Source organism: Pantoea sp. 1.19, assembly GCF_001922585.1.
Classification (GTDB): Bacteria; Pseudomonadota; Gammaproteobacteria; order Enterobacterales; family Enterobacteriaceae; genus 1-19.
Genome location: NZ_MRBS01000008.1, coordinates 1 through 24,308, shown reverse-complemented (window position 1 = coordinate 24,308; position 24,308 = coordinate 1). Strand labels below are relative to the sequence as shown.

Here is a 24,308-nt window from a genome sequence, read left to right as displayed (position 1 = left end):
TGCTGCACAACAAGGAATGCACATGAAGAAACTGCTCTCACTTTTGATTGGCCTGAGCCTGAGTGGCTTCAGCGCCACCAGCCAGGCAGAGAACCTGCTGCAGATTTACCAGCAGGCAAGACTGAGCAATCCGGATCTTCGCAGCTCCGCCGCCGATCGTGATGCGGCTTTTGAAAAGATCAATGAAGCCCGCAGCCCGCTGCTGCCGCAGCTGGGGCTGGGTGCGGACTACACCTGGAACAACGGCTATCGCGACGCCAGCGGCCTTAACAGCAATACCACCAGCGGCTCGCTGCAGCTGACGCAAACCCTGTTTGATATGTCCAAATGGCGCGCCCTGACGCTGCAGGAAAAAACCGCCGGCATCCAGGACGTCGTGTTTCAAAGCGCACAGCAGACGCTCATTCTGAATACCGCCACGGCCTATTTCAACGTATTAAGTGCCATCGACAGCCTGTCCTACATCGAAGCGCAAAAACAGGCTATCTATCGCCAGCTGGATCAAACCACCCAGCGCTTTAATGTGGGTCTGGTGGCGATCACCGACGTGCAGAACGCCCGTGCCCAGTATGACAGCGTGCTGGCCAGCGAAGTCGACGCGCGTAACACCCTCGATAACGCGGTGGAAACCCTGCGTCAGGTGACCGGCCATTTCTATCCGATGCTGGCCTCGCTCAACGTCAACGCGTTTAACACCCGCAAACCGGACGCCGTCAGTAGCCTGCTGAAAGAGGCCGAGCGCCGCAACCTGGATCTGTTAAGCGCCCGTTTATCGCAGGACCTGGCGCGCGAGCAGATTCGCTCCGCCGAAACCGGCCATATGCCAACCCTTGATTTGAAAGCCCAAACCGGCCTGAGCGACAGCAAATACAGCGGCAGCCGCGCCGGGACTAACGGCAATACGGACAGCATTTCCGGCAATAATCAGGTGGGACTGAGCTTCTCTCTGCCGCTGTACAGCGGCGGTGCGGTGACCTCGCAGGTGAAACAGGCGCAGTACAACTACGTCGCCGCCAGTGAGAAGCTGGAAAGCGCGCACCGCAGCGCGGTGCAGACCGTCCGTTCCTCCTACAACAACGTGAACGCCTCAATCAGCAGCATCAATGCCTACAAGCAGGCGGTCGTGTCGGCGCAAAGCTCGCTGGATGCCATGGAGGCCGGTTACAGCGTCGGCACGCGCACCATTGTTGACGTACTGAACGCCACCCAGTCGCTGTATGACGCCAAGCAGCAGCTCTCCAACGCGCGCTACAGCTACATGATTAATCAGCTGAACATTAAGTCAGCCCTTGGCACGCTGAACGAAAGGGATCTGCTGGTGCTGAATAACCAGCTGGGCAAAGAAATTGCCACCGCGCCGGACGTGGTGGCGCCGGAAAATCCGCAGCAGGATGCCCGCGTGAATCAAAAACTGACCACGATGGAAAGCCATGCAGCGCCGGCGGCCGCGCCGCGCGGCGGCAACCGCAATCCGTTTGCGCAGTGATCCCCAGGGGCAGCGGCCGCTGCCCCGTTCACACCCCTCTGTATAACAACGTAAAGATCCCGTTCAGTCGCGCCCGGAGTGCTTCATTTCCCCCCCCGTTTCGCCTATTCTGTGTGCTACCTTTGGGCACAGGATGATTGCTATGAAACGGACGAAAAATATCCACCACGCCGCCTTTCGTAAGAGCTGGCGCGCTCGCCATTTAACGCCGGTGGCCTTTGCCGTCAGCAGCGTATTCTTCCTCGCGGGCTGCGAACAGTCCGATGAAACCGTGTCGATGTATCAAAACGCCGACGACTGCAGCAAGGCCAATCCGGGCCAGAGCGAGCAGTGCACCACCGCCTATAACAGCGCCCTGAAAGAAGCGGAAAAAACCGCGCCGAAGTACGCCAGCCGCGAAGCGTGCGTGGCCGAATTTGGCGAGAACCAGTGTCAGCAGGTGCCGGCTCAGGCGGCCACGACGGCTCCCCAGGCTGAAGCCAGCAGCGGCGGCAGCTTCTGGATGCCGCTGATGGCCGGCTATATGATGGGCAGGATGATGGGCGGCGGCGGTTATCAGCAGCAGCCGCTGTTCAGTTCGAAAAATCCGGCCAGTCCGGCTAACGGCAAGTTTGTTGATGCCAGCGGGCGCAGCTACGGCCCGGCTACCGGCGGCGGCCGCACCATGAGCGTGCCAAAAACCGCGCTGGCGCCCAAGCCGGCCACCACCAGCACCGTTACCCGCGGCGGCTTTGGTGAAACGGTTGCTAAGCAGGCCAGCATGCAGCGCAGCGCCGCATCCGGCACCTCCAGCCGCTCAATGGGGGGCTAAGCCCGGCGATGAAGCGTATTGCAATTACCGAGCGCCCGGACTGGCGTGAAAAAGCCAATGAGTTTGGCTTTCGCTTTCATACCCTCTACGGCGAACCCTACTGGTGTGAAGACGCCTGGTATCAGTTCACTGCCGCCCAGATCGATCGGCTGGAAACGGTAACCGCCGAGCTGCATCAAATGTGCCTGCAGGCCGTGGAGAGGGTAGTCAACAGCGACGCGCTGATGACCCGCTTCTGCATTCCAAAACACACCTGGGCCTTTGTTCGTCAGTCCTGGCTGACGCGTCAGCCGTCGCTCTATTCGCGCCTTGACCTGGCGTGGGACGGCAGCGGTGACATCAAGCTGCTGGAGAACAATGCCGATACCCCGACCTCACTGTATGAGGCCGCCTTCTTCCAGTGGATTTGGCTGGAAGATCAGCTCAAGGCCGGCGCACTGCCGGCCGGCAGTGACCAGTTCAACAGCCTGCAAGAGAAGATCATCGATCGCTTTGCCGAGCTGCATCAGCAGCATGGCTTTAGCTGGATCCATTTTGCCTGCTGCCGCGACAGCGACGAAGATCGCGGTACCGTTCAGTATTTGCAGGACTGCGCGACCGAGGCCGGACTGCCGAGCGAATTCCTCTACATCGACGAAATTGGCCTCGGCGAGAAAGGACAGTTCACCGATCCGCACGATCAGGTAATTGGCAACCTGTTTAAGCTCTATCCGTGGGAGTTTATGCTGCGCGAGATGTTCTCCACCAAGCTGGAAGATGCCGGCGTGCGCTGGCTGGAGCCGGCGTGGAAAAGCATTCTCTCCAATAAGGCGCTGCTGCCGCTGCTGTGGGAGATGTTCCCGGATCACCCCAACCTGCTACCGGCCTATTTTGCCGATGATGACGTGCCGCCGATGGCCAAATACGTGGTGAAGCCGCTGTTCTCCCGCGAGGGGGCCAATATTCGCATCGTGGAGAACGGTGAGGAGATCGCCCGCGTGGACGGCCCCTACGGCGAAGAGGGAACGATCGTGCAGCAGTTCCACCCGCTACCGAAGTTTGGCGACAGCTATACGCTGATCGGCAGCTGGCTTATCAACGATCAGCCAGCCGGCATTGGCCTGCGGGAAGATCGCGAACTGATCACGCAGGATCTGTCGCGCTTCTACCCGCACGCCTTCGTCGAATAATGCCCGCGGCGCGGTGGCAGCTGCCCCGCGCCGCTCTCCGCCGCCGGCCCCGCTACCCCACCTGAACCGACAGCATACTGATCGACGCCATCTCGATCCCCGCCACCGGCACGCTGATTGCCTCGTCGCGCCCGCGGCTGCCCAGCACGTAGAGCAGCGGCAGGAAGTGCTCCGCCGACGGGTTGGCCAGCGCCGCGTCGGGATGCTGCATAAAGTTAACCAGCGGATGCGCCGCCGCCTCGCCCTGCCAGTCCAGGCTGGCGCTCACAAACGCCTCAAAGGCCCGCGCCCACGGCCAGGGCGCGGCCGGCTCCTGCCAGACCACGCGCCGCAGGTTATGCACCACGTTCCCGCTGGCAACCAGCATCACCCCCTGCTCGCGCAGCGCGGCCAGCCGCTGTCCAAGCTGAAAATGACACAGCGCCGGTTGCGTAACATCCATGCTCAGCTGCACCACCGGAATATCCGCCTCGGGATACATTTTGATGAGGACGCCCCAGCTACCGTGGTCCAGTCCCCATGCGGTATCGGCCGCCACCGGCAGCGGCGCGAGCAGATCAATAATCTGCTGCGCCAGCGCCGGTGAGCCCGGCGCCGGATAGCCGGTCGCAAACAGCGCCTGAGGGAATCCGCCAAAATCATGCAGGGTCCGCGGCTGCGCCATGGCGGTGACCGCCGTACCTTCGGTCACCCAGTGGGCCGAAACCACCAGAATGGCGCGCGGCCGCGGCAGCGTCTCGCCCAGCCGACGCCAGGCGGCGGTATAGCGGTTTTCCTGCAGGACGTTCATCGGGCTGCCGTGCCCGAGGAACAGCGCCGGCGTGCGGGACAGGCTCATGATGTTCTCCAGAATTATTGAGCAATAATCCAAAGATACGCGCAATACTTCCGCAAAGAACCCGGATATCCGTGATGAAGATCGTCAGAAAAACTGATTGTCTGAAAAGTAAACAAATTAAGAACACTCCCAGAGGCACCCCGGACCGACTTAGTTACACTGCGTGACGTTTTCCTGAGTGACGGAGTTGAGATGGTTGTACAAGGCGCAATATTGTGCCTCGCGCTGAATATTTACCATGAGGCGCGGGGCGAGTCGTTGAAAGGGCAGATTGCCGTGGGCGCGGTCACCATGAACCGGGCCAACTGGAAGCCGAAGGAAGTGTGTGATGTGGTTTACGCGCCGGGGCAGTTCTCCTGGACGCATTTGAAACGGATGGCGCACCGTATCCCCTCTGACAAGGATGCGAGTTGGCAGCGGGCAAAATCGCTGGCTAATCGCATCGTTGCAGGGGAAGTGAAGGATATTACAGGCGGCGCAACCTATTATCATACCCGGCGGGTCAAGCCCTACTGGCGGGGATCGTTCCAGCAAACGCTGGTGATTGGCAACCACGTGTTCTATACCGCTAACCAGAGTTAATCCAGGCCGGATCCCTCCGGCCTTACTGCTTTCAGCTCGCCTGACGGGTCTCTTCCTGCTGTCGGCGATACATCACCAGATCCTCAATCGTCACTACGGGCATGTCGTGCGCCCGGGCAAAGGCGATGCACTCCGGCGCACGCGCCATCGAGCCATCGTCGTTGGTCAGCTCACACAGCACGCCTGCCGGCTTAAAGCCGGCCAGCGACACCAGATCGATCGTGGCTTCGGTATGGCCACCGCGGCTCAGCACGCCGCCTTCGCGCGCGCGCAGCGGGAACACGTGACCCGGACGATGCAGATCGGCCGGGACGGCGCGATCGGCGATCGCCGCGCGAATGGTGGTCAGGCGGTCAGCCGCAGAGACGCCGGTGGTGACGCCTTTGGCGGCTTCGATGGTCACGGTAAAACCGGTGCCGTAAGCGCTGGTGTTACTCTCAACCATCATCGGTAAATCCAGCTGCTGGCGGCGCTGCTCGGTGATGCACAGGCAGACGATGCCGCTGCCGTGGCGGATGGTCAGCGCCATCTGCTCGACGGTCATGGTTTCGGCAGGAAAAATCATATCCCCTTCGTTTTCTCGGTTCTCGTCATCGAGCACCATCACACCGCGACCTTCACGCAGTGCCGCCAGGGCCTGTTCCACACGCGCAATCGGCGTGCCAAATTCAGATAAAAGCGACTGATTCATGGTAAAAATACCTTCACAAATATAGGGGTTACCAGAACCAGGGCGTGCTTAGGAGTGTCTCTGAGACCTGATAATAACGGCGTGCCGGGGCCGTGCCCCGTCATGATACGTTATCCTCTCCCATCCGGACTGTTACCGTCGGCCCCGGAATCACACCGGATCTGCTGACCTTCTGCCGAGGCAGAAGCGCTCGCGGGCTTTCAGCGCGCTGCTGATTTACCGCCGGTGGGGAATTGCACCCCGCCCTGAGAATAAGCCCGCTAACTATAACGCCATAAACCTGGTGGAGCAATGTACAAAAAAGCCTAAACGGGTTCACCACCCGGGCGGGGCACCTGGCGATGACCGCTTTACGCTGAAAAAACGCCGGTCGGCCGATTTACAGTTTCCCCGATCGCACATTGGCATTACACTTATCTGCAAAATAGCCGCCTTCAGGACGCAACCATGATTGACCCCAAAAAAATCGAACAGCTCGCCCGTCAGGTGCACGAATCCATGCCGAAAGGCATTCGCGAACTTGGTGATGATGTGGAGAAGAAAATTCGTCAGGTGCTGCAGTCGCAGCTGTCGCGTCTGGACCTGGTAAATCGTGAAGAGTTTGACGTGCAGACTCAGGTGCTGCTGCGCACCCGCGAAAAGCTGGCGCTGCTGGAACAGCGCCTGAGCGCGCTGGAAAGCCAGGCAAGTACGCCGGACAGCACCCGTGGTGCGCCGGAGGTCGACGCCCCGGCAGACAGCGCGCCGCCGCAGGCGTAAGCCGGAGCCCCTTCCCGGCGGGAGGGGGCCACGATTACTTCGCGAGGATTTTGCTGACGATCCGGGTGGTCGAGATGCCATCTTCAAAGTTCAGCACCCGAACCTCCCCGCCGTTAGCCCACACTTCCTCACTGCCGGCAATCTCTTCCGGCTGATAATCTCCGCCTTTCACCAGCAGATCCGGCAGAATTTCGGCGATCAGCGCCCGCGGCGTGTCCTCTTCAAACGGCACTACCCAGTCCACCGCCTCCAGCGCGCCCAGCACGATCATCCGCTGTTCCAGCGGATTAATCGGCCGCGTCTCGCCCTTCAACCGGCGGGTAGATGCATCGCTGTTCACCGCCACGATCAGCCGGTCTCCCAGCTTGCGTGCGTTAGCCAGATAAGAAACGTGGCCGGCGTGCAGAATGTCAAAGCAGCCGTTCGTCATCACCACCTTCTCACCGCGCTGACGCGCCTGCGCCACCGCCAGCTTCAGCTGAGCCACGTCCATCACGCCGAAGCCGCTGTCCGGGCGGGCGTGGATGGCGTTCTCCAGCTCGACGATCGACACCGTTGATGTGCCCAGCTTACCGACAACGATGCCCGCCGCCGCATTGGCGAGAAAGCAGGCCTCCTCCAGCGAGGTGCCCGCCGCCAGCGCGGCCGCCAGCGTACCGATCACCGTATCGCCGGCGCCGGTGACGTCATACACCTCCTGCGCCTGAGTCGGCAGGTGCAGCGGCGCTTTGCCCGGCTGCAGCAATGTCATCCCCTGCTCAGAGCGGGTCACCAGCAGCGCCGTCAGGTTAAAGTCGGCAATCAGACGCAGGCCGCGCTCCACCAGCTCCTCATCGGTTTTGCATTTGCCCACCACCGCTTCAAATTCAGAGAGGTTGGGGGTCAGCAGGGTAGCACCGCGGTAGCGTTCAAAATCGGTGCCTTTCGGATCGACCAGCACCGGTACGCCCGCCTCGCGGGCAAGGGCAATCAGCGACTCAACCTGCGCCAGCGCGCCCTTAGCGTAGTCGGACAGCACCAGCGCGCCCACCTTGCCGAGCGACTGGCTGACCCGCTCGTTGAGCGGCGTGAAGTTGACCCCGTCGAAGCCCTCTTCAAAATCCAGCCGAATCAGCTGCTGATTGCGCGACAGAATGCGCAGCTTGGTAATGGTGGGATGCGTGGGTACCGGCACGAAATCACACTGCACATTGACCTTTTCCAGCGCCTTGCCCAGCGCCCTGGCGGCATCATCAATGCCGGTCAGTCCCACCAGGCGCGAATGCGCACCCAGCGAGGCGATATTCATCGCCACGTTCGCTGCGCCGCCGGGGCGCTCTTCCACGGTCTCGACTTTCACCACCGGCACCGGGGCTTCCGGTGAAATGCGCCCCGTCGGGCCATACCAGTAACGATCCAGCATAATATCGCCGACCACCAGCACGCCCGCGCGGTTAAAATCAGGCAGTGTTACCTTCATTCCAGTTACTCCAGACTGCAGTCATAGTGTGTTGCGCGAATCATACCACAGAACACCGCGATGCTTCTGCTGACGGGTTACTCGTCAGCCGCCGCCGGCGTCACCAGCCAGCGCTGCCAGCTGTCATCCACCTGCCGACGCAGCGCCAACCAGGCGTCCATCGCCACGTATCCCGGCTGCTCCTGCAGCGCCCGGTGATGCAGCGCATCACGCAGAGTCACATAGGCCTCGGTCAGCGCCTGTGCCTCCTGGTCAGACAGGCAATCGTAGTGCGCCATCAGCGCGAGGATCCGCACGTTATCCGACCAGCGGGTCAGCGCCGGCTCGCGGCTGGCGTTCGCCAGCACCAGATACTGGGTAATGAACTCAATATCGGTAATCCCACCGGCATCGGCTTTAATGTCCCAGCGATCTTTGTGCTTATTGCCGAGATGCGCACGCATCTTTTCGCGCATCTCGCGCACCTCGGTCTGCAGCGTCAGCGGATCGCGCGGCAGGCTGAGAATCGCGTGACGGATGGCATTAAAGCGCGCGCTGAGTGCGCTGCCGCCGTACACGATGCGCGCCCGTACCAGCGCCTGATGCTCCCACGTCCAGGCCTCGTCGCGCTGGTACGCGTCAAAGGCCGCAAACGTGCTGACCAGCATCCCGGCGGCGCCGGAAGGGCGCAGCCGCGCGTCGACCTCGTACAGAATCCCCGAGGCGGTACGGGTACTGAACAGGTGCATGACCCGCTGCGCCAGCCGCAGATAAAACTGGCGCCCGTCGATGCTGCGATCGCCCAGCGTCACCGCGTCGGCCGGGCAGTCGTGCAGGAACACCAGATCGAGATCGGAGCTGTAGCCCAGCTCCCAGCCGCCCAGTTTGCCGTAGCCGATCACCGCAAAGCCGCGTTCGCCATCGTCCGCCAGGTGCGACGGGCGGCCATAGCGCTGCACCATCATCTGCCAGGCTTGCTGCACCACCGCCTCAATCATCGCTTCGGCCAGCCAGGTCAGGTGATCGCTCACTTTCATTACCGGCAGGGTGCCGGCAATGTCTGCCGCCGCAATGCGCAGCAGCTGCGCCTGCTTAAACTGCCGCAGTGCCTCCAGCTGCTGCTCTTCGTCCTGCTCCGGAATGCGCAGCAGATACTGCCGTAGCTCATCGCGGTAGGCGTCGGTGGCGGTCGGCTGATACAGCGTGGCCGGATCCAGCAGCTCATCCAGCAGCAGCGGGTAGCGCGCCAGCTGGCTGGCAACGTGTGGGGAGGCGGCGCAGAGGCGGATCAGATGCTTCAGCGCCCCGGGGAACTCCATCAGCAGTTCCAGATAGGTGGAGCGGCTGACAATCCCCAGTAGCAGGGGGGTCAGGCGCGTCAGCGTCACGCCGGCATCGTCGCGCACGCACACTTCCGCCAGCAGGGTTGGCATCAGCTGATCCAGCGCCTGGCGCCCACGCGGTCCGATGGTGCGCTTATCAACATCAAGGCGAAATTCGCGCAGCGCCTGCCACAGCTGCCCGGCACCGGCGGAATCGAGGTGCGGCACCCACGGCGCCAGCTCCAGCCGATCCAGCGGATCCTGCCACAGCGCCGCCCAGTGGCCGCTGCTCTGCTCCTCCTGGCCGTCGGCCTCGTCGTCGCCAATCAGCTCGTTGAAAATGCCGCGCACCGCGGCCATGTGCGCGGCCAGCGTCGCGCTGAGCGCCGCCCAGTCCGCCGCCCCCATCGCCCACGCCAGCCGGGCACGATGCGCCTCATCGGCGGGCAGGGTCTGGGTCTGCTCGTCATTCAGACTCTGCAGCAGGTTTTCGAGGCGCCGCAGATAGAGGTAGGCCGTGCGCAGCGCCGCCACCTGCTCCGGCGGCAGCAAATGCAGCTCGCCCACCGCGGTCAGGGTTGGCAGCAGCGCGCGCCGCTGCAGCGCACGCTCGCGTCCGCCGCGAATCAGCTGAAACACCTGCACAATGAATTCGGTTTCGCGGATACCGCCGGCGCCGAGCTTGATGTTGTCGGTCAGGCCGCGGCGACGCACCTCGCGGGCTATCATGCTTTTCATATTGCGCAGCGACTGAATGACGCCGAAGTCGATATAGCGGCGGAAAACAAATGGGCGCAGCAGCTGGCGCAGCTCCTCGCTCCAGCGATCGTCAGCGTCGCCCATCAGCTTCGCTTTCACCATCGCGTAGCGCTCCCAGTCGCGCCCCTGCTCCTGGTAGTAATCTTCCAGCGCCGCAAAGCTCATTACCAGCGGACCGCTGTCGCCAAACGGCCGCAGCCGCATATCAACGCGATAGACAAAACCATCGACGGTAGGCTGATCGAGCACTTTGATCAGCCGCTGGCCGAGGCGGGTAAAAAACTGGGCGTTATCCAGCTCCCGCCGCCCGCCGCGGGTGCAGCCGTTTTCCGGCCAGGCAAAAATCAGGTCGATGTCCGATGAAAAATTCAGCTCACCGCCGCCCAGCTTGCCCATCCCGAGGATCAGCAGCGGCTGCGCGTCGCCTTCGGGATTACAGGGGGTGCCCCACTCCTGGCAGCAGGCGCGGTACAGCCAGTCGCGCGCGGCGACGATCAGCGTTTCCGCCAGCACGCTCAGCTGCTGCAGGGTAGTGGCCGTGTCGCTCTGCTGCAGCGTCTGCATCCACGCGACGCGCACCAGCATCTCACGGCGAAACAGCCGCAGCTCGCGCATCAGCGCCGCTTCGTCGCTCACGGTGGCCAGACGTTCTGTCAGCCAGTGGCGATAATCCTGCCACTCTTCCGGGCGCGGCGGCTGCGCCTGCAGCGCCTGCCACCAGGCCGGATGCTGACCGAGATTTTCCGCTACAAAATCGCTGAAAGCCAACACCGCCAGCTGCTGATCGGTAAGTGATGACTCACCTACTTTTTCTGCTAACGCCGCTCGCTGCGCCTGCCAGTCGGCAGGCAGAGGTAACACTGACATAGACACTCCCTGCGGGTTACTACGCGAGGCAGTCGTTAGTGACTGCCGTTTTTCCAAAAGGCGGCCTGTTTTAGCGCCTGCTGGCTGGTATACAGGGCCATCGGCTCATCGCCGTCGCTAATGGCCTGCGCCAGCTGCTGCCACGGCTCGAGCCAGCCTGCCACCGCCGCAGGCGGGTAGGCGCCGGCCAGTAGCCGCAGCGTCAGCAGCTGGCGCGTCAGGCGCGGCTGCTTATCGCGCAGCGCCGCCAGCGTCGGCACGCGCTGAAAAGCCTCTTTCAAATCGGCGGCCAGCCGTCCCAGCATAATGTCGGCAAACCGCTTCCACGAGCCCGCCAGCCGCGTGCGGGCCTTTTCATCGCAATAATCCCGCCAGCTGGCGCTTACCAGCCAGTGAGTAAGGGCTAACTGGGCCTGCACGGAGACCGGCGAGCAAACCGTCGCCTCTGCGGTGGCATCGGGCGCGGTCAGCCGCGTCTCCAGCTCACTCAGCGCCTCACGCAGTCGGGCGTTGGCCTTGCGCGGCACCAGCGCACCGCAAAGCGTAAAGGTTTGACGCATGGCCTCCAGCGCGGCAATGACGCCATCGCGCGCCGCCGCTTCGCCCTGCAGCCACAGCGCTTCGTGATACTGCCAGTGGCTGAGCGCCAGCAGCAGGGCGTCGCGCATCCCCTCTTCCACCGTGCTTTTCGCCGCCGGCAGCAGCGTGGGGAACGGACGGGACTCCCGCCGCGGCGCCCCCTGCGCCAGCCAGTAGCCGCGTGCCGCCTTGCTTTCACTGCCCAGCCGCAGGCCCGGCTGCGCCGCCAGCTCGGCGGCGAAGGCCAGCAGCGCATCCCGCTGCCCGCTTTTCAGCTCCAGCTCGATTTCGCTCAGCGGTTCCCGCCGCTCGCCCGCCGCCACCTCACCGCGGTCAAAAGCCACTTCTATCTGGCTGTCGCGGTAAGTGACCAGCCACTTCTCGCGGGTAAAGTGGGTACTGAACAGCGGGGTCAGCGCCTGCTGCAGGGCGCTCACGTCGGTGCCCGACGGCCACACGTCTGCCGGCAGCAACGCCACGTCCAGCGCCGGCGCGCTCAGCGACACGTTGTATTCAGCACGCTGGTGCAGCCCGCCGACCGTATCCCCGGCGGTTTTCAGCGTCATTTCATACTGCTGGTCCCAGCCGCGAATGCGCAGGCCCATGTCCCAGCGGCGCAGCTGCTTGTCGGCGGTCTCATAATAGATATTACTGAGCGCCTGCGGTGGGCAGGTCTGATGCGGCCAGCGCGACAGCAGGTCGGGCAGCGCCGCCGCGGCGGTTGCGTTAGCAATGAACTTTACTTCAATCTCTACGGTCATAATCTCTTAATCATGCTGACGGACAGGGTAAACGCCCTGCCGGACCCGCCGCCATCGGGCGGACAGGCGTGGATTCAGGCCCCCGCAACGCGGCATCGCTGCGCGCGCGCCTGAAGCGAATTCCCCCCCGACGCCTGCATTAGTTGCCAGAGTGCAGTATGACGGGGAGCCATGGCTCAGAGAGTAATGCAGAACGCGGTGAGCTGTCCTGGCTTTCTTGCGATTCTGTGGCCGTATGGCCGGGTGAGACCAGGAGTGTTCTCATTCAGCTTTGCGGTAAGCCACTCCACACTGTGCCGAGACCTTCTCAGGAACTAACGTAACTACAAACCCGAATGAAAAAAACAGCGCTAACTGGCCTCACTTTACTCGCCCTGAGTGCGGCATTGCCCGCTCACGCGGAACCGCAACGCTACATTTCTGATGAACTCTCCACCTGGGTGCGCAGCGGCCCCGGCGATCAGTATCGGCTGGTCGGCACGCTGAACGCCGGTGAGTCGGTCACCCTGCTACAAACCAACGGCGATTATGGCCAGGTGCGCGACGCCAATAATCGCACCGCCTGGATTCCACTGAAACAGCTGAGCGAACAGCCCAGCCTGCGTACCCGCGTGCCAGAGCTGGAGAAGCAGGTGAAAGACCTGACCGATAAGCTGGCCAATATTGACGCCAGCTGGAATAAACGCACCGCTGATATGCAGCAGAAAGTGGCAGGCAGCGATGACGCCATCGGTAGCCTGAAAGCAGAGAATCAACAGCTAAAAAATCAGCTGGTGGTGGCGCAGAAAAAGGTCAGCGCCGCCAATGTGCAGCTGGATGACAAGCAGCGCACCATCATCATGCAGTGGTTTATGTACGGCGGCGGCGTGGCCGGCGTCGGCCTGCTGCTCGGCCTGCTGCTGCCGCATATGATCCCGCGCCGCAAGAAAAACGATCGCTGGATGAACTGAGGCGCCGCGCGCCCTTTTCGTTGACGACCGCAGATAACCTGGCCACGCGCCGGGTTTTCCTGCAACATAGCTCCCCTGTTCCCTGCCTTTCTGGAGACGCCACGTGAAGAGTTATCTGGTCGGCGGCGCCGTGCGCGACGCGCTGCTCAATCTGCCGGTGAAAGATCGCGACTGGGTAGTGGTAGGCGCAACCCCCGACGCCATGCTGGCGCGCGGCTATCAGCAGGTGGGCCGCGACTTTCCGGTTTTTCTCCATCCTGATAGCCGCGAAGAGTACGCGCTGGCCCGCACCGAGCGTAAATCCGGACGCGGCTACACCGGCTTTATCTGCGACTTTACCCCCGAGGTGACGCTGGAGCAGGACCTGCAGCGCCGCGATTTAACCATCAACGCTATCGCCCGCGATACGGACGGCGCGCTGGTCGACCCCTGGGGTGGCCAGGCCGATTTGCAGGCGCGTCTGCTGCGTCACGTGTCGGCGGCCTTTAGCGAAGATCCGCTGCGCGTGCTGCGCGTGGCGCGGTTTGCCGCCCGCTTTGCCCACCTTAACTTTCGCATCGCCGACGAGACCCGGACGCTGATGCGCCAGATGGTCGCCAGCGGTGAACTGGCCGAACTGACCGCCGAGCGGGTGTGGAAAGAGACCGAGCTGGCGCTCGCCACCCCAAATCCGCAGGTCTATTTTCAGGTCCTGCGCGACTGCGGCGCGCTGGCGGTGCTGTTTCCCGAAGTGGATGCGCTGTTTGGCGTGCCGGCTCCGGCCAAATGGCACCCGGAGATTGATACCGGCGTACACACCCTGATGGCGCTGGCTATGGCCGCCCGCCTCAGTCCGGCGCTGGATGTGCGCTTTGCTACCCTGTGCCATGACCTTGGCAAAGGGCATACTCCGCCGGCGTACTGGCCCAGCCATCCCGGACACGGTCAGGCCGGCGTGCCGCTGATTACCGCGCTGTGCGCCCGTCTGCGCGTGCCCAATGCGCTGCGCGATCTGGCGGTACTGGTGGCGGAATATCATGACCGCATTCATACGGTGAGTCGCCAGTCGGCTGACACGCTGGTCGCCCTGTTTGACCATCTGGATGCCTGGCGTAAGCCGCAGCGGGTGGAGCAGCTGGCGCAGTGCAGCGAAGCCGACGCGCGCGGCCGCGCAACGCTGGAACATCAGCCCTATCCGCAAGGGGATTACCTGCGCGAAGCGTTTGCCGTGGCCGGTTCGGTGAGCAATAAAGAGGTGGTCGAGGCCGGTTTTCGCGGTCCGGCGATTCGCGAGGCGCTTACCCGCCAGCGCATTGCGCGCGTGCAGGAATGGCAGCGGCAGGCCGGTTAACCGGCCTGCCGGTCGCCTTACATGAACACCAGGTAGACCGCGCCCGCGACCAGAAAGCGGTAGATGGCAAACGGAATAAATGACATCCGCTTGATCAGGTGCAGGAAGGTTTTGATGGCGATCAGCGCGACGATAAACGCGGTGACAAAGCCGACGGCAAACATCGGCAAATCCGCCAGCGTCAGGAACGACAGGCTCTTATACAGATCGAGCACCGTCGCGCCCATCATCATCGGCACCGCCAGCACAAACGAGAACTCAGCCGCGGCATAGCGGCTGACGCCCATCAGCATCCCGCCGGAAATGGTGGCCCCGGAGCGCGAGAAGCCCGGCCACAGCGCCAGACACTGGAAGCAGCCGATAACCAGCGCCTGACGGTAGGTCAGGTCATCAATCCCTTCCGCTTTCGGCGTTTTCGGCTTCAGCAGTTCGGCCGCCAGCAGCAGCACGCCGCCGACCACCAGCGCGTACATCACGTTAATCGGATTAAACAGGCTTTTTATGGCGTCATGCAGCAGCAGGCCGATCACCACCGCCGGCAACATGCCCAGCAGGATATGCCCCAACGTCAGTCGTCCACTGCCGCTGCCCTCGTGCGGCACCTCGCCAAAGCGCAGACCGATCAGCGCAAACAGCCGGCGCCAGTACATCACCACGACCGCCAGAATCGAGCCAAGCTGGATCACTACCTCAAAGGTCGCGGCTTTCGGCCCCTCAAATCCGAGCAGGTGCCCAACAATTATCATGTGTCCGGTGGAGGAAACCGGCAGAAACTCGGTGAGCCCCTCCACCACGCCCAGTATTGCCGCTATCCACAATGCGTGTAGATCCGCCATGAATAAACCCTCTAGCCTCATTAAAGCCCACAAAAAAGCGGTCGCGCATCTGCGAGGCCGCTGGAAAATCGTGCCTGAAAATCCTTAACGTAGCGTTAAGGCCTGCTTACTGTGATCTGCTTTGGGTGTGATGGCAATCACACAGAATTTATTTCGGATTAGTCCCCCGCACGATCCGCACCCCGACCGTGGCGGCCTGCGCCACCGCACCGGGCTTGCTGACTTTGATGCTCACCCACGGCGAAGCAAAGCGGGCAAGCAGCAGATCCGCCAGCTCCTCGGCCACCCGCTCCACCAGCGCGAAGCGGCCGCCAGCCACGTGATCGATAATGGCCTGCGCCACGTCGGCATAGCTCAGGCAGTCATTGACGTCATCGCTGGCCGCCGCGCGGCGATTGTCCCAGGCCATCTCAACGTCGAACACCAGTTTCTGCTGAATGTGCTGCTCCCAGTCGTATACGCCAATCGTGGTGAAAACGGTGAGCTGCTCTATAAATACGATATCCATGATGTTAGTCTCTGTTTCTGCATTAGCCGGATACCACTCGCGGCAGATTATGCGTATTATCCACGGTTACTAAGAGCAAAACGACCCCAACAGACGGAACGACGCTATGAGTGCTATCGCGCTGGGCATGATCATTTTTGCGTATCTCTGCGGCTCTGTGTCCAGTGCCATTCTGGTGTGCAAACTGGCGCGCCTGCCCGATCCGCGCCAGCACGGTTCCGGCAACCCCGGCGCCACCAACGTGCTGCGCATTGGCGGCAAAGCCGCCGCCGCCGCGGTGCTGATTTTTGACGTGCTCAAGGGCATGCTGCCGGTCTGGCTGGCTTACTCACTCGGCGTCTCGCCAATCTGGCTGGGTCTGACCGCCATCGCCGCCTGCCTTGGCCATATCTATCCGGTCTTCTTCCGCTTTAAAGGCGGTAAGGGCGTCGCGACGGCGTTTGGCGCCATTGCGCCCATCGGCTGGGATTTGACCGGCCTGATGACCGGCACCTGGCTGCTCACCGTACTGCTCAGCGGCTACTCCTCGCTGGGGGCGATCGTCAGCGCGCTGGTGGCGCCCTTCTACGTCTGGTGGTTTAAACCGCAATTCACCTTTCCAGTCTCGATGCTCTCCTGCCTGATTTTGCTGCGCCACCACGACAATATTCAGCGTCTGTGGCGCGGTCAGGAGAGCAAAATCTGGAAGCGGAAAAAAACGCCCCGCCAGGACGATTAATCCGCCGACGCGGCGGGCACCGGCGGCAATTCCGCCAGCGGCCAGCGCGGCCGCACGGTTACGCCCAGCTCGCCGTTAACGCCGGCTTTCAGCCGCACCATTCCCGCATACGCAATCATGGCGCCGTTATCGGTACAAAATGCCGGACGGGCGTAAAACACCGCGCCGCCGCGGGCGCTCATCATCTCGGCCAGCCGGGCGCGCAGCGTGCGGTTGGCGCTGACGCCGCCGGCAATCACCAGGTTGGTAAAACCGGTCTGCTCCAGCGCGCGCCGGCACTTGATCGCCAGCGTCTCCACCACCGCATCTTCAAACGCACGCGCAATGTCCGCGTGGGTCTGCGCATCGCCGTCGTGGCTGCGGATGGTATTGGCGGCAAAGGTCTTCAGACCGGAGAAGCTGAAATCCAGCCCCGGACGATCGGTCATTGGCCGCGGGAAGGTGAAGCGGCCCGCCGTCCCCTGCTGCGCCATCTTTGACAGCAGCGGCCCACCGGGATAATCCAGCCCGAGCAGCTTGGCGGTCTTATCAAAGGCTTCACCGGCGGCGTCATCAATCGACTCGCCGAGCAGGCGATACTCACCGATACCGGTGACGGCAATCAGCTGGGTATGGCCGCCGGAGACCAGCAGCGCCACAAAGGGAAACGCCGGCGGGGTCTCTTCCAGCATCGGGGCCAGCAGGTGGCCCTCCATGTGGTGTACCGGCACGCCCGGCACGCTCCAGGCATACGCCAGCGCGCGGCCGACGGTAGCGCCCACCAGCAGGGCGCCGACGAGGCCGGGTCCCGCGGTCCAGGCCACGGCGTCAATCTGCTGCGGCGTCAGCTGCGCCTCCCGCAGCGCGGCCTGAATGAGCGGCACGGTTTTCCGCACGTGATCGCGCGAGGCCAGCTCCGGCACTACGCCGCCGTAGTCCGCATGCACCTTGACCTGGCTGTAGAGCTGGTTGGCCAGCAGGCCCGCCGCGTCATCATATATTGCGATGCCGGTTTCATCGCAGGACGTTTCAATTCCCAATACTCGCATGATTACCCCTCCGATCTGCGGCGCGCAGTGTAGCACAGCCAGGCGGCGCGGCGGCAGTGTTGCCCCTCCCCGCGAGCCGCCCGGACGGTAAAAAATTTTCGCCGCCGCCGCTTTACTGTATAATCATCTGCTTGCTGAAAATCGGGCCCGCGCCGGCGCAGATTCTGGCGCAGAATTGTGCACAGCGCTTTACAACGGACTGTCGGTTGAAGTAAAATTCCGCACCATTTTGAAATGCGCTGGCACCGACGCCAGCAATACCGAATTTATCGAGGTGAGAGTTACATGCCGGTAATTAAAGTACGTGAAAACGAGCCGTTCGACGTAGCACTGCGTCGCTTCAAGCGTTCCTGCGAGAAAGCAGGCGTTCTGGCTGAAGTTCGTCGTCGTGAGTTTTATGAAAAACCCACCACCGAGCGTAAGCGCGCTAAAGCGTCTGCCGTTAAGCGTCACGCCAAGAAACTGGCTCGCGAAAACGCACGCCGCACTCGTCTGTACTAATGACGGGAGGCTCGCCTCCTGCATGACAGATCAGTAAGCAGTTCGCAAGGCCGTGCTTTCCGAAAGGAATGCGCGGCTTGTTCTCGTTCAGGGCCTTCGCAATTTCGCCCGCGGGAGCAGTCACCCCCGGTCAGCCACGGGGCGGTCGTCGGCTCAGCCCGGACGGCATCCCACGTAGCAGACTGAGACATGAAGGGTAACGATGGCCGGAAGAATTCCACGCGCGTTCATTAATGACTTGCTGGCACGCACCGACATTGTTGATTTAATCGATGTGCGGGTGAAGCTGAAAAAGCAGGGTAAAAACTTTCACGCGTGCTGTCCCTTTCATAACGAAAAGACCCCCTCTTTCACCGTAAACGGTGAAAAACAGTTTTATCACTGCTTCGGCTGTGGGGCCCACGGCAACGCGATCGATTTTTTGATGAACTATGATCGCCTGGAGTTTGTCGAAAGCATTGAAGAACTGGCCAGCCAGCACGGACTGGATGTGCCGTATGAAGCGGGCAGCGGTCCTAACCAAATGGAGCGCCATCAGCGTCAGACGCTGTATCAGCTGATGGACGGCCTGCGCGATTTCTATCAGCAGGCACTGCAAGCGCCGCAGGCCGCGCCGGCCCGGGAGTATCTGAATCAGCGCGGGCTGAGCGGCGAAGTGATCGAGCATTTTGCGATTGGCTTTGCGCCGCCGGGCTGGGACAACGCGCTGAAACGCTTTGGCCAGAACGCGGAAAACCGCCAGTCGCTGACCGATGCGGGCATGCTGGTCACCAACGATAAAGGCCGCAGCTACGACCGCTTTCGCGAGCGGGTGATGTTTCCGATCCGCGATAAGCGCGGGCGGGTGATTGGATTTGGCGGACGCGTGCTCGGCGACGCGCTGCCGAAGTACCTGAACTCACCGGAAACCGATATTTTTCATAAAGGCCGGCAGCTGTACGGCCTGTATGAAGCGCAAAAAAACACGCCGTCGCCCCCGCGCCTGCTGGTGGTGGAGGGCTATATGGACGTGGTGGCACTGGCGCAGTTTGGCGTCAACTACGCGGTGGCTTCGCTCGGTACCTCGACCACCTCGGATCATATACAGCTGCTGTTTCGCGCCACTGACAACGTGATTTGCTGCTATGACGGCGATCGCGCCGGTCGCGAAGCCGCCTGGCGGGCGCTGGAAACGGCGCTCCCCTGGATGAGCGACGGCCGTCAGCTACGCTTTATGTTTCTACCGGACGGCGAAGATCCCGATACGCTGATTCGTAAAGAGGGGAAAGCGACGTTTGAGGCGCGGATGGAGCAGGCGATGCCGCTGTCGCGCTTCCTGTTCGACTCGCTGCTGCCGCAGGTCGACCTGAGCACCCCGGACGGCCGCGCGCGCCTGAGCACGCTGGCGCTGCCGCTGATAAGTCAGGTGCCGGGCGAGACGCTGCGCATCTATTTGCGTCAGGAGCTCGGCAATAAGCTGGGCATTCTCGATGACGCACAGCTTGACCGCCTAATGCCCAAAACGGCCGATGCCAATAAGGTAAGCGCAGCGCCACAGCTAAAACGCACAACCATGCGTATACTGATAGGACTGCTGTTGCAAAAACCGGCGCTGGTGAAATGGGTGCCGCCCCTGGACGGGCTGTCTGCATCCGGCATGGCGGGTCTGCCGCTGTTTGCCGATCTGGTCAGCACCTGTCAGGCCCATCCCGGACTGAGTCAGGGGCAGATTTTAGAGCACTATCGCGGAACAAAATTTAGCCAGCACCTTGAAACGCTGGCCACCTGGAACCACATGATCGTGGATGAGGAAGTCGACAACATGTTCCAGGATGCGTTAGCCCGGATGTACGACGCGGCGCTTGAGCACCGGCTCGAGTACCTTATTGCCCGCGAGCGAACTCACGGCCTGAACGCCAGCGAACGCCGCGAATACTGGACGTTGAACCAGGCGTTCGCCAAAAAGAGTACCCCGAAAGAGTCGTAGACGCTTTCTGCCGCTGCGGCGCGATCGCCGCAGTCGGGCACAACCAAACAACGCGGCTTCAGTGCCGAATACAGGTCAGCAGCAGGCTGACAGCCGCGATGAGGGCCGCGGCAATAATCGCAACGCCTTCGCTGTTATTGTTGGCTGACCCGCCGACCGATACCAATCTAATTAACAGAAGTGTGGATACCGTCTTATGGAGCAAAACCCGCAGTCACAGCTGAAGCTGCTTGTCACCCGTGGTAAGGAGCAGGGCTATCTGACCTATGCCGAGGTCAATGACCATCTGCCGGAGGATATCGTCGATTCCGATCAGATTGAAGACATCATCCAAATGATCAACGACATGGGTATTCAGGTGGTGGAAGAGGCCCCGGATGCCGACGATCTGATGCTGAATGAAAACAGCAGCGATACGGATGAAGACGCGGCGGAAGCGGCAGCTCAGGTATTATCCAGCGTAGAATCTGAAATTGGCCGTACCACCGACCCGGTGCGCATGTACATGCGCGAAATGGGCACCGTCGAACTGCTGACCCGCGAAGGCGAAATCGACATTGCCAAGCGGATTGAGGATGGCATCAACCAGGTACAGTGCTCCGTCGCCGAGTACCCGGAAGCCATCACCTATCTGCTGGAGCAGTACGACCGCGTCGAGGCGGGCGAAAGCCGCCTGTCCGATCTGATCACCGGTTTTGTCGATCCGAACGCCGAAGAGGATATCGCGCCGACCGCGACCCACGTGGGCTCTGAACTGACCGACGACCAGCGCGACGATGATGAAGACGAAGACGAAGAGAGCGACGACGACGACAGCAGCGACGATGACAACAGCATCGATCCGGAACTGGCGCGCGAGAAGTTTGTTGAGCTGCGTACCCAGTACGAAGCCGCGCGCGACGTCATCAAGGTAAAAGGCCGCAGCCACGCCGACGCCCAGATTGAAATTCAGAACCTGTCTGACGTGTTCAAACAGTTCCGCCTGGTGCCGAAGCAGTTCGACTACCTGGTCAACAACATGCGCGAAATGATGGAGCGCGTGCGGACCCAGGAGCGCCTGATCATGAAATTGTGCATCGAGCTGTGCAAGATGCCGAAGAAGAACTTCATCACCCTGTTCACCGGCAATGAAACCAACCAGACCTGGTTCCAGGCGGCGCTGGCGATGAACAAGCCGTGGTCGGAAAAACTGCGCGAAGTCGAAGAAGACGTGATGCGCAGCATGCAGAAACTGCATCAGATCGAAGAAGAGACCGGCCTGACCATTGAGCAGGTCAAGGACATCAACCGTCGCATGTCGATCGGCGAAGCGAAAGCGCGCCGCGCGAAGAAAGAGATGGTTGAAGCGAACCTGCGTCTGGTTATCTCGATCGCCAAGAAGTACACCAACCGCGGTCTGCAGTTCCTCGATCTGATTCAGGAAGGCAACATTGGCCTGATGAAAGCGGTCGACAAGTTCGAATATCGCCGCGGCTACAAGTTCTCCACCTATGCCACCTGGTGGATCCGCCAGGCGATCACCCGTTCTATCGCCGATCAGGCGCGCACCATCCGTATTCCGGTGCATATGATTGAGACCATCAATAAGCTCAACCGTATTTCGCGCCAGATGCTGCAGGAAATGGGCCGCGAGCCGACGCCGGAAGAGCTGGCCGAACGCATGCTGATGCCGGAAGACAAAATCCGCAAGGTGCTGAAAATCGCCAAAGAGCCGATCTCGATGGAAACGCCGATCGGCGACGACGAAGATTCGCATCTGGGCGACTTTATCGAGGACACCACCCTCGAGCTGCCGCTGGATTCTGCCACCTCGGAAAGCCTGCGCTCTGCCACGCACGACGTACTGGCCGGCCTGACCGCGCGCGAAGCCAAAGTGCTGCGCATGCGCTTTGGCATCGACATGAACACCGACCACACGCTGGAAGAGGTGGGCAAACAGTTCGACGTCACGCGCGAGCGTATTCGTCAAATTGAAGCCAAGGCGCTGCGCAAGCTGCGCCACCCGAGCCGTTCGGAAGTGCTGCGCAGCTTCCTCGACGACTAAGTCAGGCGGCGCCGCACGGCGCCGGCCTGTATCCCGCGTCTATCACCCTGCTTCGGCAGGGTTTTTTATTCGCCGCCCAGCGCCAGCCACTGCTCCAGCTCGCGATACGACTCGGCCATCTTCTCCACCGTGGCGCGGTTCAGTCCGCTGGGGTTCGGCAGTACCCACACCGCCGTCTCGCCGATGGTCACCGCTTGCCTGCCCCACTCCACCCGACTCTGACGAAACGCTTTCTTAAACGCATCCTTGCCCAGGATCGCCAGCGCCTGCGGCTGCCACAGCTGGATCTTCTCAATCAGCTGCCGCCCGCCATCGCGGAACTCCGCGCTCGTCACCTCGCTGGCCTGCACCGTCGGCCGCTCCACCAGCATGGTAATGCCGCAGCCGGTATCCAACAGCTGCTGCTCCTCCTCCGGCTTTAATAACCGATCGGTAAAACCGGCCTGCCAGATCACCTTCCAGAAGCGATTCCCCGGATGGGCAAAGTGAAAACCGGTATGCGCAGATGACTTGCCGGGATTAATACCGCAAAACACCACCCGCAGCCCCGGGGCCAGGATATCGCTAATGCCGTGTTCCTTATCACTCATCGTATGACTCCGTTTTATTCTCTCACTGCCCCTGCGCGGCGAATGATCGCCCAATGCCAGTATAACAGCGGCTAAGCCCTTCAGGCATAAGGTGTTTCTGCTGGTTAAAAAATGACGGAAAAACCGTCAGTCGGCGGCGAAATGCTGGATTGCGCCGCGCGGTTCCATTATACTTGCGCTCCGCAGGCCCCTTAGCTCAGTGGTTAGAGCAGGCGACTCATAATCGCTTGGTCGCTGGTTCAAGTCCAGCAGGGGCCACCAAATTTTAGCTTTAAAATCATATAATTAAGCCACTCTAGTGAGTGGCTTTTTTGTTTGTGGTTTCATCATTGGCGGCAAAATGGCGGCCGATTTTTTTGCATATACCCCTCTCCATTAACTTTTCGCTGGCGTAGGCCAAAAAAACCGCTAAGCAGGATTTTTTAGATCCATCAGACTTGTACGGTCGCGAAAAAATCATCAAGCCGGACTGGAAGCAGATCTTCGATCAGAAAGAGCTGGACCTGGAGATCGCCCGCATGCTGAAAATCGACGCCATCAGGCGTTAATTCGTCACGTCCCCTAAAAAACGCGCGGCCGGCAGTGTACCCACACTGCCAGCCAGCGATCGACACCTGCGCCAGCGGCTATAGCCAGCCCCGCAGCTGTATCTGCTCCATAATCAATTCCGGCACCGCCTCCACTTCGCGGATCGACCGCCGCTGAACAATGATCTGGCTGGCCTGAGGATAGCCAGGCGCCCAGAGATCGTTATTATCCACCACATTTTTATAAACCGACACCAGCGGCTTTTGCCAGGCTGCGGCAATGTGCACAATGGCGGTATCTGGCGAAATAATCAGATCCGCACGCCGTATCAGCGCCATCACGTGCTGCAGGGTGCTGAAGGGGTGAGCTGCCACGCCTGGCGGCAGGGGTAGCGTTAGCTGACGACGGTGATCGAGCAAAATAATCCTCACATCAGCATAGCGCTGACGGATCATCGCGATGATGCGGCAAAGCTGCGCCTCAGAAAAACACCGTTCTGGGCTGCCGGTAAAGATATTGATAATCACATTACGCGCTGAGCCAGATGTCGCCAGGTAGTTTTTTACCTCGTTATCTACTTCTACCGGCACGTGGAGATCGTAGGGCGGCAGAGTGATGGCCCGCAATCCAAAAAAGTCAGCCAGCACCGCCACCACAGCGCCGGCTCTCCTACCGGGATTATCCGGTCTATTCTTCGCTTTTGGTATCCGGCTTTTGTCTTACTGAATATTCCAACAATGGAAAAGCGAGGCTTAAACATCGCTTAAAAATTTTAAGATCCTCCACTGTTTTCTCATTTTTTTAGCGAATTTTATAAATTAAGACGTACCTAGTGATTATCAGGAAAGGCAGAGTACACCGTCAGCTGTACCGGCACGTGCCACCCCAAACCAGAAGCAGCGCGGCGCGCTACACCTACAGCCCCAGCATTAACCTGAAGGCGACTGGTTGTGTAAGTATCCCTACGTTAGTTCCACGTACTTTTTGAGATCCCCGGTTTTTCAGCCATCAACCGGTATTCTTCCGGCGTCAGGTTATTCAGGGATTCATGAGGTCGCTCGCTGTTGTATTCATTCAGCCAACGCTCCGTTATCTCCCGTGCCTCATTCAGTGTTCTGAATAGATAAAAATCCAGTATTTCTGTCCGGTATGTTCGGTTAAATCTTTCTATAAATGCGTTCTGTGTCGGTTTCCCCGGTTTGATAAATTCGAGAACCACACCATGCTCTTCTGCCCACTGCGCCAGA

22 protein-coding genes, 1 tRNA gene, 1 pseudogene and 1 riboswitch are annotated in these 24,308 nt (G+C 60.9%); of the genes and pseudogenes, 13 read left to right on the top strand and 11 right to left on the bottom strand.

Features of this window, described 5'->3' with window-relative positions; all coding sequences use genetic code 11:
• Positions 1-22: 22 nt before the first annotated feature.
• From tolC to BS626_RS14240, 3 genes are all read left to right on the top strand, one after another.
• The gene (gene tolC / locus BS626_RS14250; protein ID WP_075183059.1) at positions 23-1,486 is read left to right on the top strand and encodes an outer membrane channel protein TolC; all 1,464 of its coding nucleotides are present in this window, start codon (positions 23-25) and stop codon (positions 1,484-1,486) included.
• Between the two features lie 142 nt (positions 1,487-1,628).
• On the top strand, positions 1,629-2,297 hold the full coding sequence (locus BS626_RS14245) for a DUF1190 family protein (protein WP_075183058.1): 669 nt from the start codon (positions 1,629-1,631) through the stop codon (positions 2,295-2,297).
• Between the two features lie 8 nt (positions 2,298-2,305).
• Positions 2,306-3,466 (top strand): glutathionylspermidine synthase family protein, encoded by a 1,161-nt coding sequence (locus BS626_RS14240; RefSeq protein ID WP_075183057.1) that lies wholly within the window; start codon positions 2,306-2,308, stop codon positions 3,464-3,466.
• A 52-nt stretch (positions 3,467-3,518) separates the two neighbouring features.
• Here the strand turns inward: BS626_RS14240 and ygiD are convergent, their stop codons facing one another.
• Positions 3,519-4,304 (bottom strand): 4,5-DOPA dioxygenase extradiol, encoded by a 786-nt coding sequence (gene ygiD / locus BS626_RS14235; RefSeq protein ID WP_075183056.1) that lies wholly within the window; start codon positions 4,302-4,304, stop codon positions 3,519-3,521.
• 192 nt (positions 4,305-4,496) lie between these two features.
• On the opposite strand from ygiD, the gene BS626_RS14230 reads away from it, so the two are divergent.
• The gene (locus tag BS626_RS14230; protein WP_075183055.1) at positions 4,497-4,886 is read left to right on the top strand and encodes a cell wall hydrolase; all 390 of its coding nucleotides are present in this window, start codon (positions 4,497-4,499) and stop codon (positions 4,884-4,886) included.
• A gap of 31 nt (positions 4,887-4,917) precedes the next feature.
• Here the strand turns inward: BS626_RS14230 and ribB are convergent, their stop codons facing one another.
• On the bottom strand, positions 4,918-5,577 hold the full coding sequence (gene ribB, locus BS626_RS14225) for a 3,4-dihydroxy-2-butanone-4-phosphate synthase (protein WP_075183054.1): 660 nt from the start codon (positions 5,575-5,577) through the stop codon (positions 4,918-4,920).
• Between the two features lie 108 nt (positions 5,578-5,685).
• Positions 5,686-5,834, bottom strand: a riboswitch (FMN riboswitch).
• A gap of 190 nt (positions 5,835-6,024) precedes the next feature.
• On the opposite strand from ribB, the gene BS626_RS14220 reads away from it, so the two are divergent.
• On the top strand, positions 6,025-6,336 hold the full coding sequence (locus BS626_RS14220) for an accessory factor UbiK family protein (protein ID WP_075183053.1): 312 nt from the start codon (positions 6,025-6,027) through the stop codon (positions 6,334-6,336).
• 34 nt (positions 6,337-6,370) lie between these two features.
• Here the strand turns inward: BS626_RS14220 and hldE are convergent, their stop codons facing one another.
• From hldE to BS626_RS14205, 3 genes are all read right to left on the bottom strand, one after another.
• On the bottom strand, positions 6,371-7,795 hold the full coding sequence (hldE, locus tag BS626_RS14215) for a bifunctional D-glycero-beta-D-manno-heptose-7-phosphate kinase/D-glycero-beta-D-manno-heptose 1-phosphate adenylyltransferase HldE (protein WP_075183052.1): 1,425 nt from the start codon (positions 7,793-7,795) through the stop codon (positions 6,371-6,373).
• Between the two features lie 77 nt (positions 7,796-7,872).
• Entirely contained in the window at positions 7,873-10,722 is a 2,850-nt protein-coding gene (gene glnE, locus BS626_RS14210) for a bifunctional [glutamate--ammonia ligase]-adenylyl-L-tyrosine phosphorylase/[glutamate--ammonia-ligase] adenylyltransferase (protein ID WP_075183051.1), read from the bottom strand.
• A gap of 35 nt (positions 10,723-10,757) precedes the next feature.
• Positions 10,758-12,062 (bottom strand): inorganic triphosphatase, encoded by a 1,305-nt coding sequence (locus BS626_RS14205; protein ID WP_075183050.1) that lies wholly within the window; start codon positions 12,060-12,062, stop codon positions 10,758-10,760.
• Positions 12,063-12,397: 335 nt separating this feature from the next.
• Here BS626_RS14205 and BS626_RS14200 point away from each other — a divergent pair, with 335 nt between their 5' ends.
• Together BS626_RS14200 and BS626_RS14195 are read left to right on the top strand one after the other, a co-directional pair.
• Positions 12,398-13,012, top strand: a complete 615-nt coding sequence (locus BS626_RS14200; RefSeq protein WP_075183049.1) for a TIGR04211 family SH3 domain-containing protein — start codon at positions 12,398-12,400, stop codon at positions 13,010-13,012.
• A gap of 103 nt (positions 13,013-13,115) precedes the next feature.
• A complete protein-coding gene (locus BS626_RS14195; RefSeq protein ID WP_075183048.1) occupies positions 13,116-14,342 on the top strand; it encodes a multifunctional CCA addition/repair protein in 1,227 nt (408 codons plus the stop codon).
• 17 nt (positions 14,343-14,359) lie between these two features.
• Here the strand turns inward: BS626_RS14195 and bacA are convergent, their stop codons facing one another.
• The gene (gene bacA / locus BS626_RS14190; protein ID WP_075183047.1) at positions 14,360-15,178 is read right to left on the bottom strand and encodes an undecaprenyl-diphosphate phosphatase; all 819 of its coding nucleotides are present in this window, start codon (positions 15,176-15,178) and stop codon (positions 14,360-14,362) included.
• A 148-nt stretch (positions 15,179-15,326) separates the two neighbouring features.
• Positions 15,327-15,686 (bottom strand): bifunctional dihydroneopterin aldolase/7,8-dihydroneopterin epimerase, encoded by a 360-nt coding sequence (folB, locus tag BS626_RS14185; RefSeq protein WP_075183046.1) that lies wholly within the window; start codon positions 15,684-15,686, stop codon positions 15,327-15,329.
• Positions 15,687-15,792: 106 nt separating this feature from the next.
• On the opposite strand from folB, the gene plsY reads away from it, so the two are divergent.
• Complete coding sequence (plsY, locus tag BS626_RS14180; RefSeq protein ID WP_075183045.1) at positions 15,793-16,404, top strand: glycerol-3-phosphate 1-O-acyltransferase PlsY; 612 nt, start codon at positions 15,793-15,795, stop codon at positions 16,402-16,404.
• Here the strand turns inward: plsY and tsaD are convergent.
• Positions 16,401-17,432, bottom strand: a complete 1,032-nt coding sequence (gene tsaD / locus BS626_RS14175) for a tRNA (adenosine(37)-N6)-threonylcarbamoyltransferase complex transferase subunit TsaD (protein ID WP_075183044.1) — start codon at positions 17,430-17,432, stop codon at positions 16,401-16,403. The genes plsY and tsaD overlap by 4 nt on opposite strands.
• 285 nt (positions 17,433-17,717) lie before the next feature.
• On the opposite strand from tsaD, the gene rpsU reads away from it, so the two are divergent.
• The 3 genes from rpsU to rpoD all read left to right on the top strand — a co-directional run bounded on the left by rpsU (position 17,718) and on the right by rpoD (position 21,943).
• The gene (gene rpsU, locus BS626_RS14170) at positions 17,718-17,933 is read left to right on the top strand and encodes a 30S ribosomal protein S21 (protein ID WP_001144069.1); all 216 of its coding nucleotides are present in this window, start codon (positions 17,718-17,720) and stop codon (positions 17,931-17,933) included.
• Between the two features lie 202 nt (positions 17,934-18,135).
• Positions 18,136-19,899 carry a DNA primase gene (gene dnaG / locus BS626_RS14165; protein WP_075183043.1) on the top strand — a complete coding sequence of 588 codons (1,764 nt, stop codon included), beginning with the start codon at positions 18,136-18,138 and terminating at the stop codon, positions 19,897-19,899.
• A 196-nt stretch (positions 19,900-20,095) separates the two neighbouring features.
• Positions 20,096-21,943 carry an RNA polymerase sigma factor RpoD gene (gene rpoD / locus BS626_RS14160; RefSeq protein WP_075183042.1) on the top strand — a complete coding sequence of 616 codons (1,848 nt, stop codon included), beginning with the start codon at positions 20,096-20,098 and terminating at the stop codon, positions 21,941-21,943.
• Between the two features lie 65 nt (positions 21,944-22,008).
• Here rpoD and mug read toward each other — a convergent pair whose 3' ends face one another.
• Positions 22,009-22,533 (bottom strand): G/U mismatch-specific DNA glycosylase, encoded by a 525-nt coding sequence (mug, locus tag BS626_RS14155; protein WP_075183041.1) that lies wholly within the window; start codon positions 22,531-22,533, stop codon positions 22,009-22,011.
• 185 nt (positions 22,534-22,718) lie between these two features.
• Here mug and BS626_RS14150 point away from each other — a divergent pair.
• Positions 22,719-22,794: transfer RNA gene (locus BS626_RS14150), tRNA-Ile, on the top strand.
• Positions 22,795-22,973: 179 nt separating this feature from the next.
• Positions 22,974-23,081 (top strand): annotated as a pseudogene (locus BS626_RS18410) (phosphogluconate dehydrogenase C-terminal domain-containing protein); the annotation flags it as partial.
• Positions 23,082-23,159: 78 nt separating this feature from the next.
• Here the strand turns inward: BS626_RS18410 and BS626_RS14145 are convergent.
• Positions 23,160-23,717, bottom strand: coding sequence for a glycosyltransferase family 9 protein (locus tag BS626_RS14145; protein ID WP_075183040.1), 558 nt, complete (start codon positions 23,715-23,717; stop codon positions 23,160-23,162).
• Positions 23,718-24,028: 311 nt separating this feature from the next.
• Positions 24,029-24,308 (bottom strand): integrase core domain-containing protein (locus BS626_RS14140; protein WP_139308726.1); only part of this gene is annotated, 280 nt, incomplete at its 5' end.

Coding starts and splice junctions, on each gene's coding strand:
- tolC (WP_075183059.1), top strand. CDS start 23: ATGAAGAAACTGCTCTCACTTTTGATTGGCCTGAGCCTGAGTGGCTTC.
- BS626_RS14245 (WP_075183058.1), top strand. CDS start 1,629: ATGAAACGGACGAAAAATATCCACCACGCCGCCTTTCGTAAGAGCTGG.
- BS626_RS14240 (WP_075183057.1), top strand. CDS start 2,306: ATGAAGCGTATTGCAATTACCGAGCGCCCGGACTGGCGTGAAAAAGCC.
- ygiD (WP_075183056.1), bottom strand. CDS start 4,304: ATGAGCCTGTCCCGCACGCCGGCGCTGTTCCTCGGGCACGGCAGCCCG.
- BS626_RS14230 (WP_075183055.1), top strand. CDS start 4,497: ATGGTTGTACAAGGCGCAATATTGTGCCTCGCGCTGAATATTTACCAT.
- ribB (WP_075183054.1), bottom strand. CDS start 5,577: ATGAATCAGTCGCTTTTATCTGAATTTGGCACGCCGATTGCGCGTGTG.
- BS626_RS14220 (WP_075183053.1), top strand. CDS start 6,025: ATGATTGACCCCAAAAAAATCGAACAGCTCGCCCGTCAGGTGCACGAA.
- hldE (WP_075183052.1), bottom strand. CDS start 7,795: ATGAAGGTAACACTGCCTGATTTTAACCGCGCGGGCGTGCTGGTGGTC.
- glnE (WP_075183051.1), bottom strand. CDS start 10,722: ATGTCAGTGTTACCTCTGCCTGCCGACTGGCAGGCGCAGCGAGCGGCG.
- BS626_RS14205 (WP_075183050.1), bottom strand. CDS start 12,062: ATGACCGTAGAGATTGAAGTAAAGTTCATTGCTAACGCAACCGCCGCG.
- BS626_RS14200 (WP_075183049.1), top strand. CDS start 12,398: ATGAAAAAAACAGCGCTAACTGGCCTCACTTTACTCGCCCTGAGTGCG.
- bacA (WP_075183047.1), bottom strand. CDS start 15,178: ATGGCGGATCTACACGCATTGTGGATAGCGGCAATACTGGGCGTGGTG.
- folB (WP_075183046.1), bottom strand. CDS start 15,686: ATGGATATCGTATTTATAGAGCAGCTCACCGTTTTCACCACGATTGGC.
- plsY (WP_075183045.1), top strand. CDS start 15,793: ATGAGTGCTATCGCGCTGGGCATGATCATTTTTGCGTATCTCTGCGGC.
- tsaD (WP_075183044.1), bottom strand. CDS start 17,432: ATGCGAGTATTGGGAATTGAAACGTCCTGCGATGAAACCGGCATCGCA.
- rpsU (WP_001144069.1), top strand. CDS start 17,718: ATGCCGGTAATTAAAGTACGTGAAAACGAGCCGTTCGACGTAGCACTG.
- dnaG (WP_075183043.1), top strand. CDS start 18,136: ATGGCCGGAAGAATTCCACGCGCGTTCATTAATGACTTGCTGGCACGC.
- rpoD (WP_075183042.1), top strand. CDS start 20,096: ATGGAGCAAAACCCGCAGTCACAGCTGAAGCTGCTTGTCACCCGTGGT.
- mug (WP_075183041.1), bottom strand. CDS start 22,533: ATGAGTGATAAGGAACACGGCATTAGCGATATCCTGGCCCCGGGGCTG.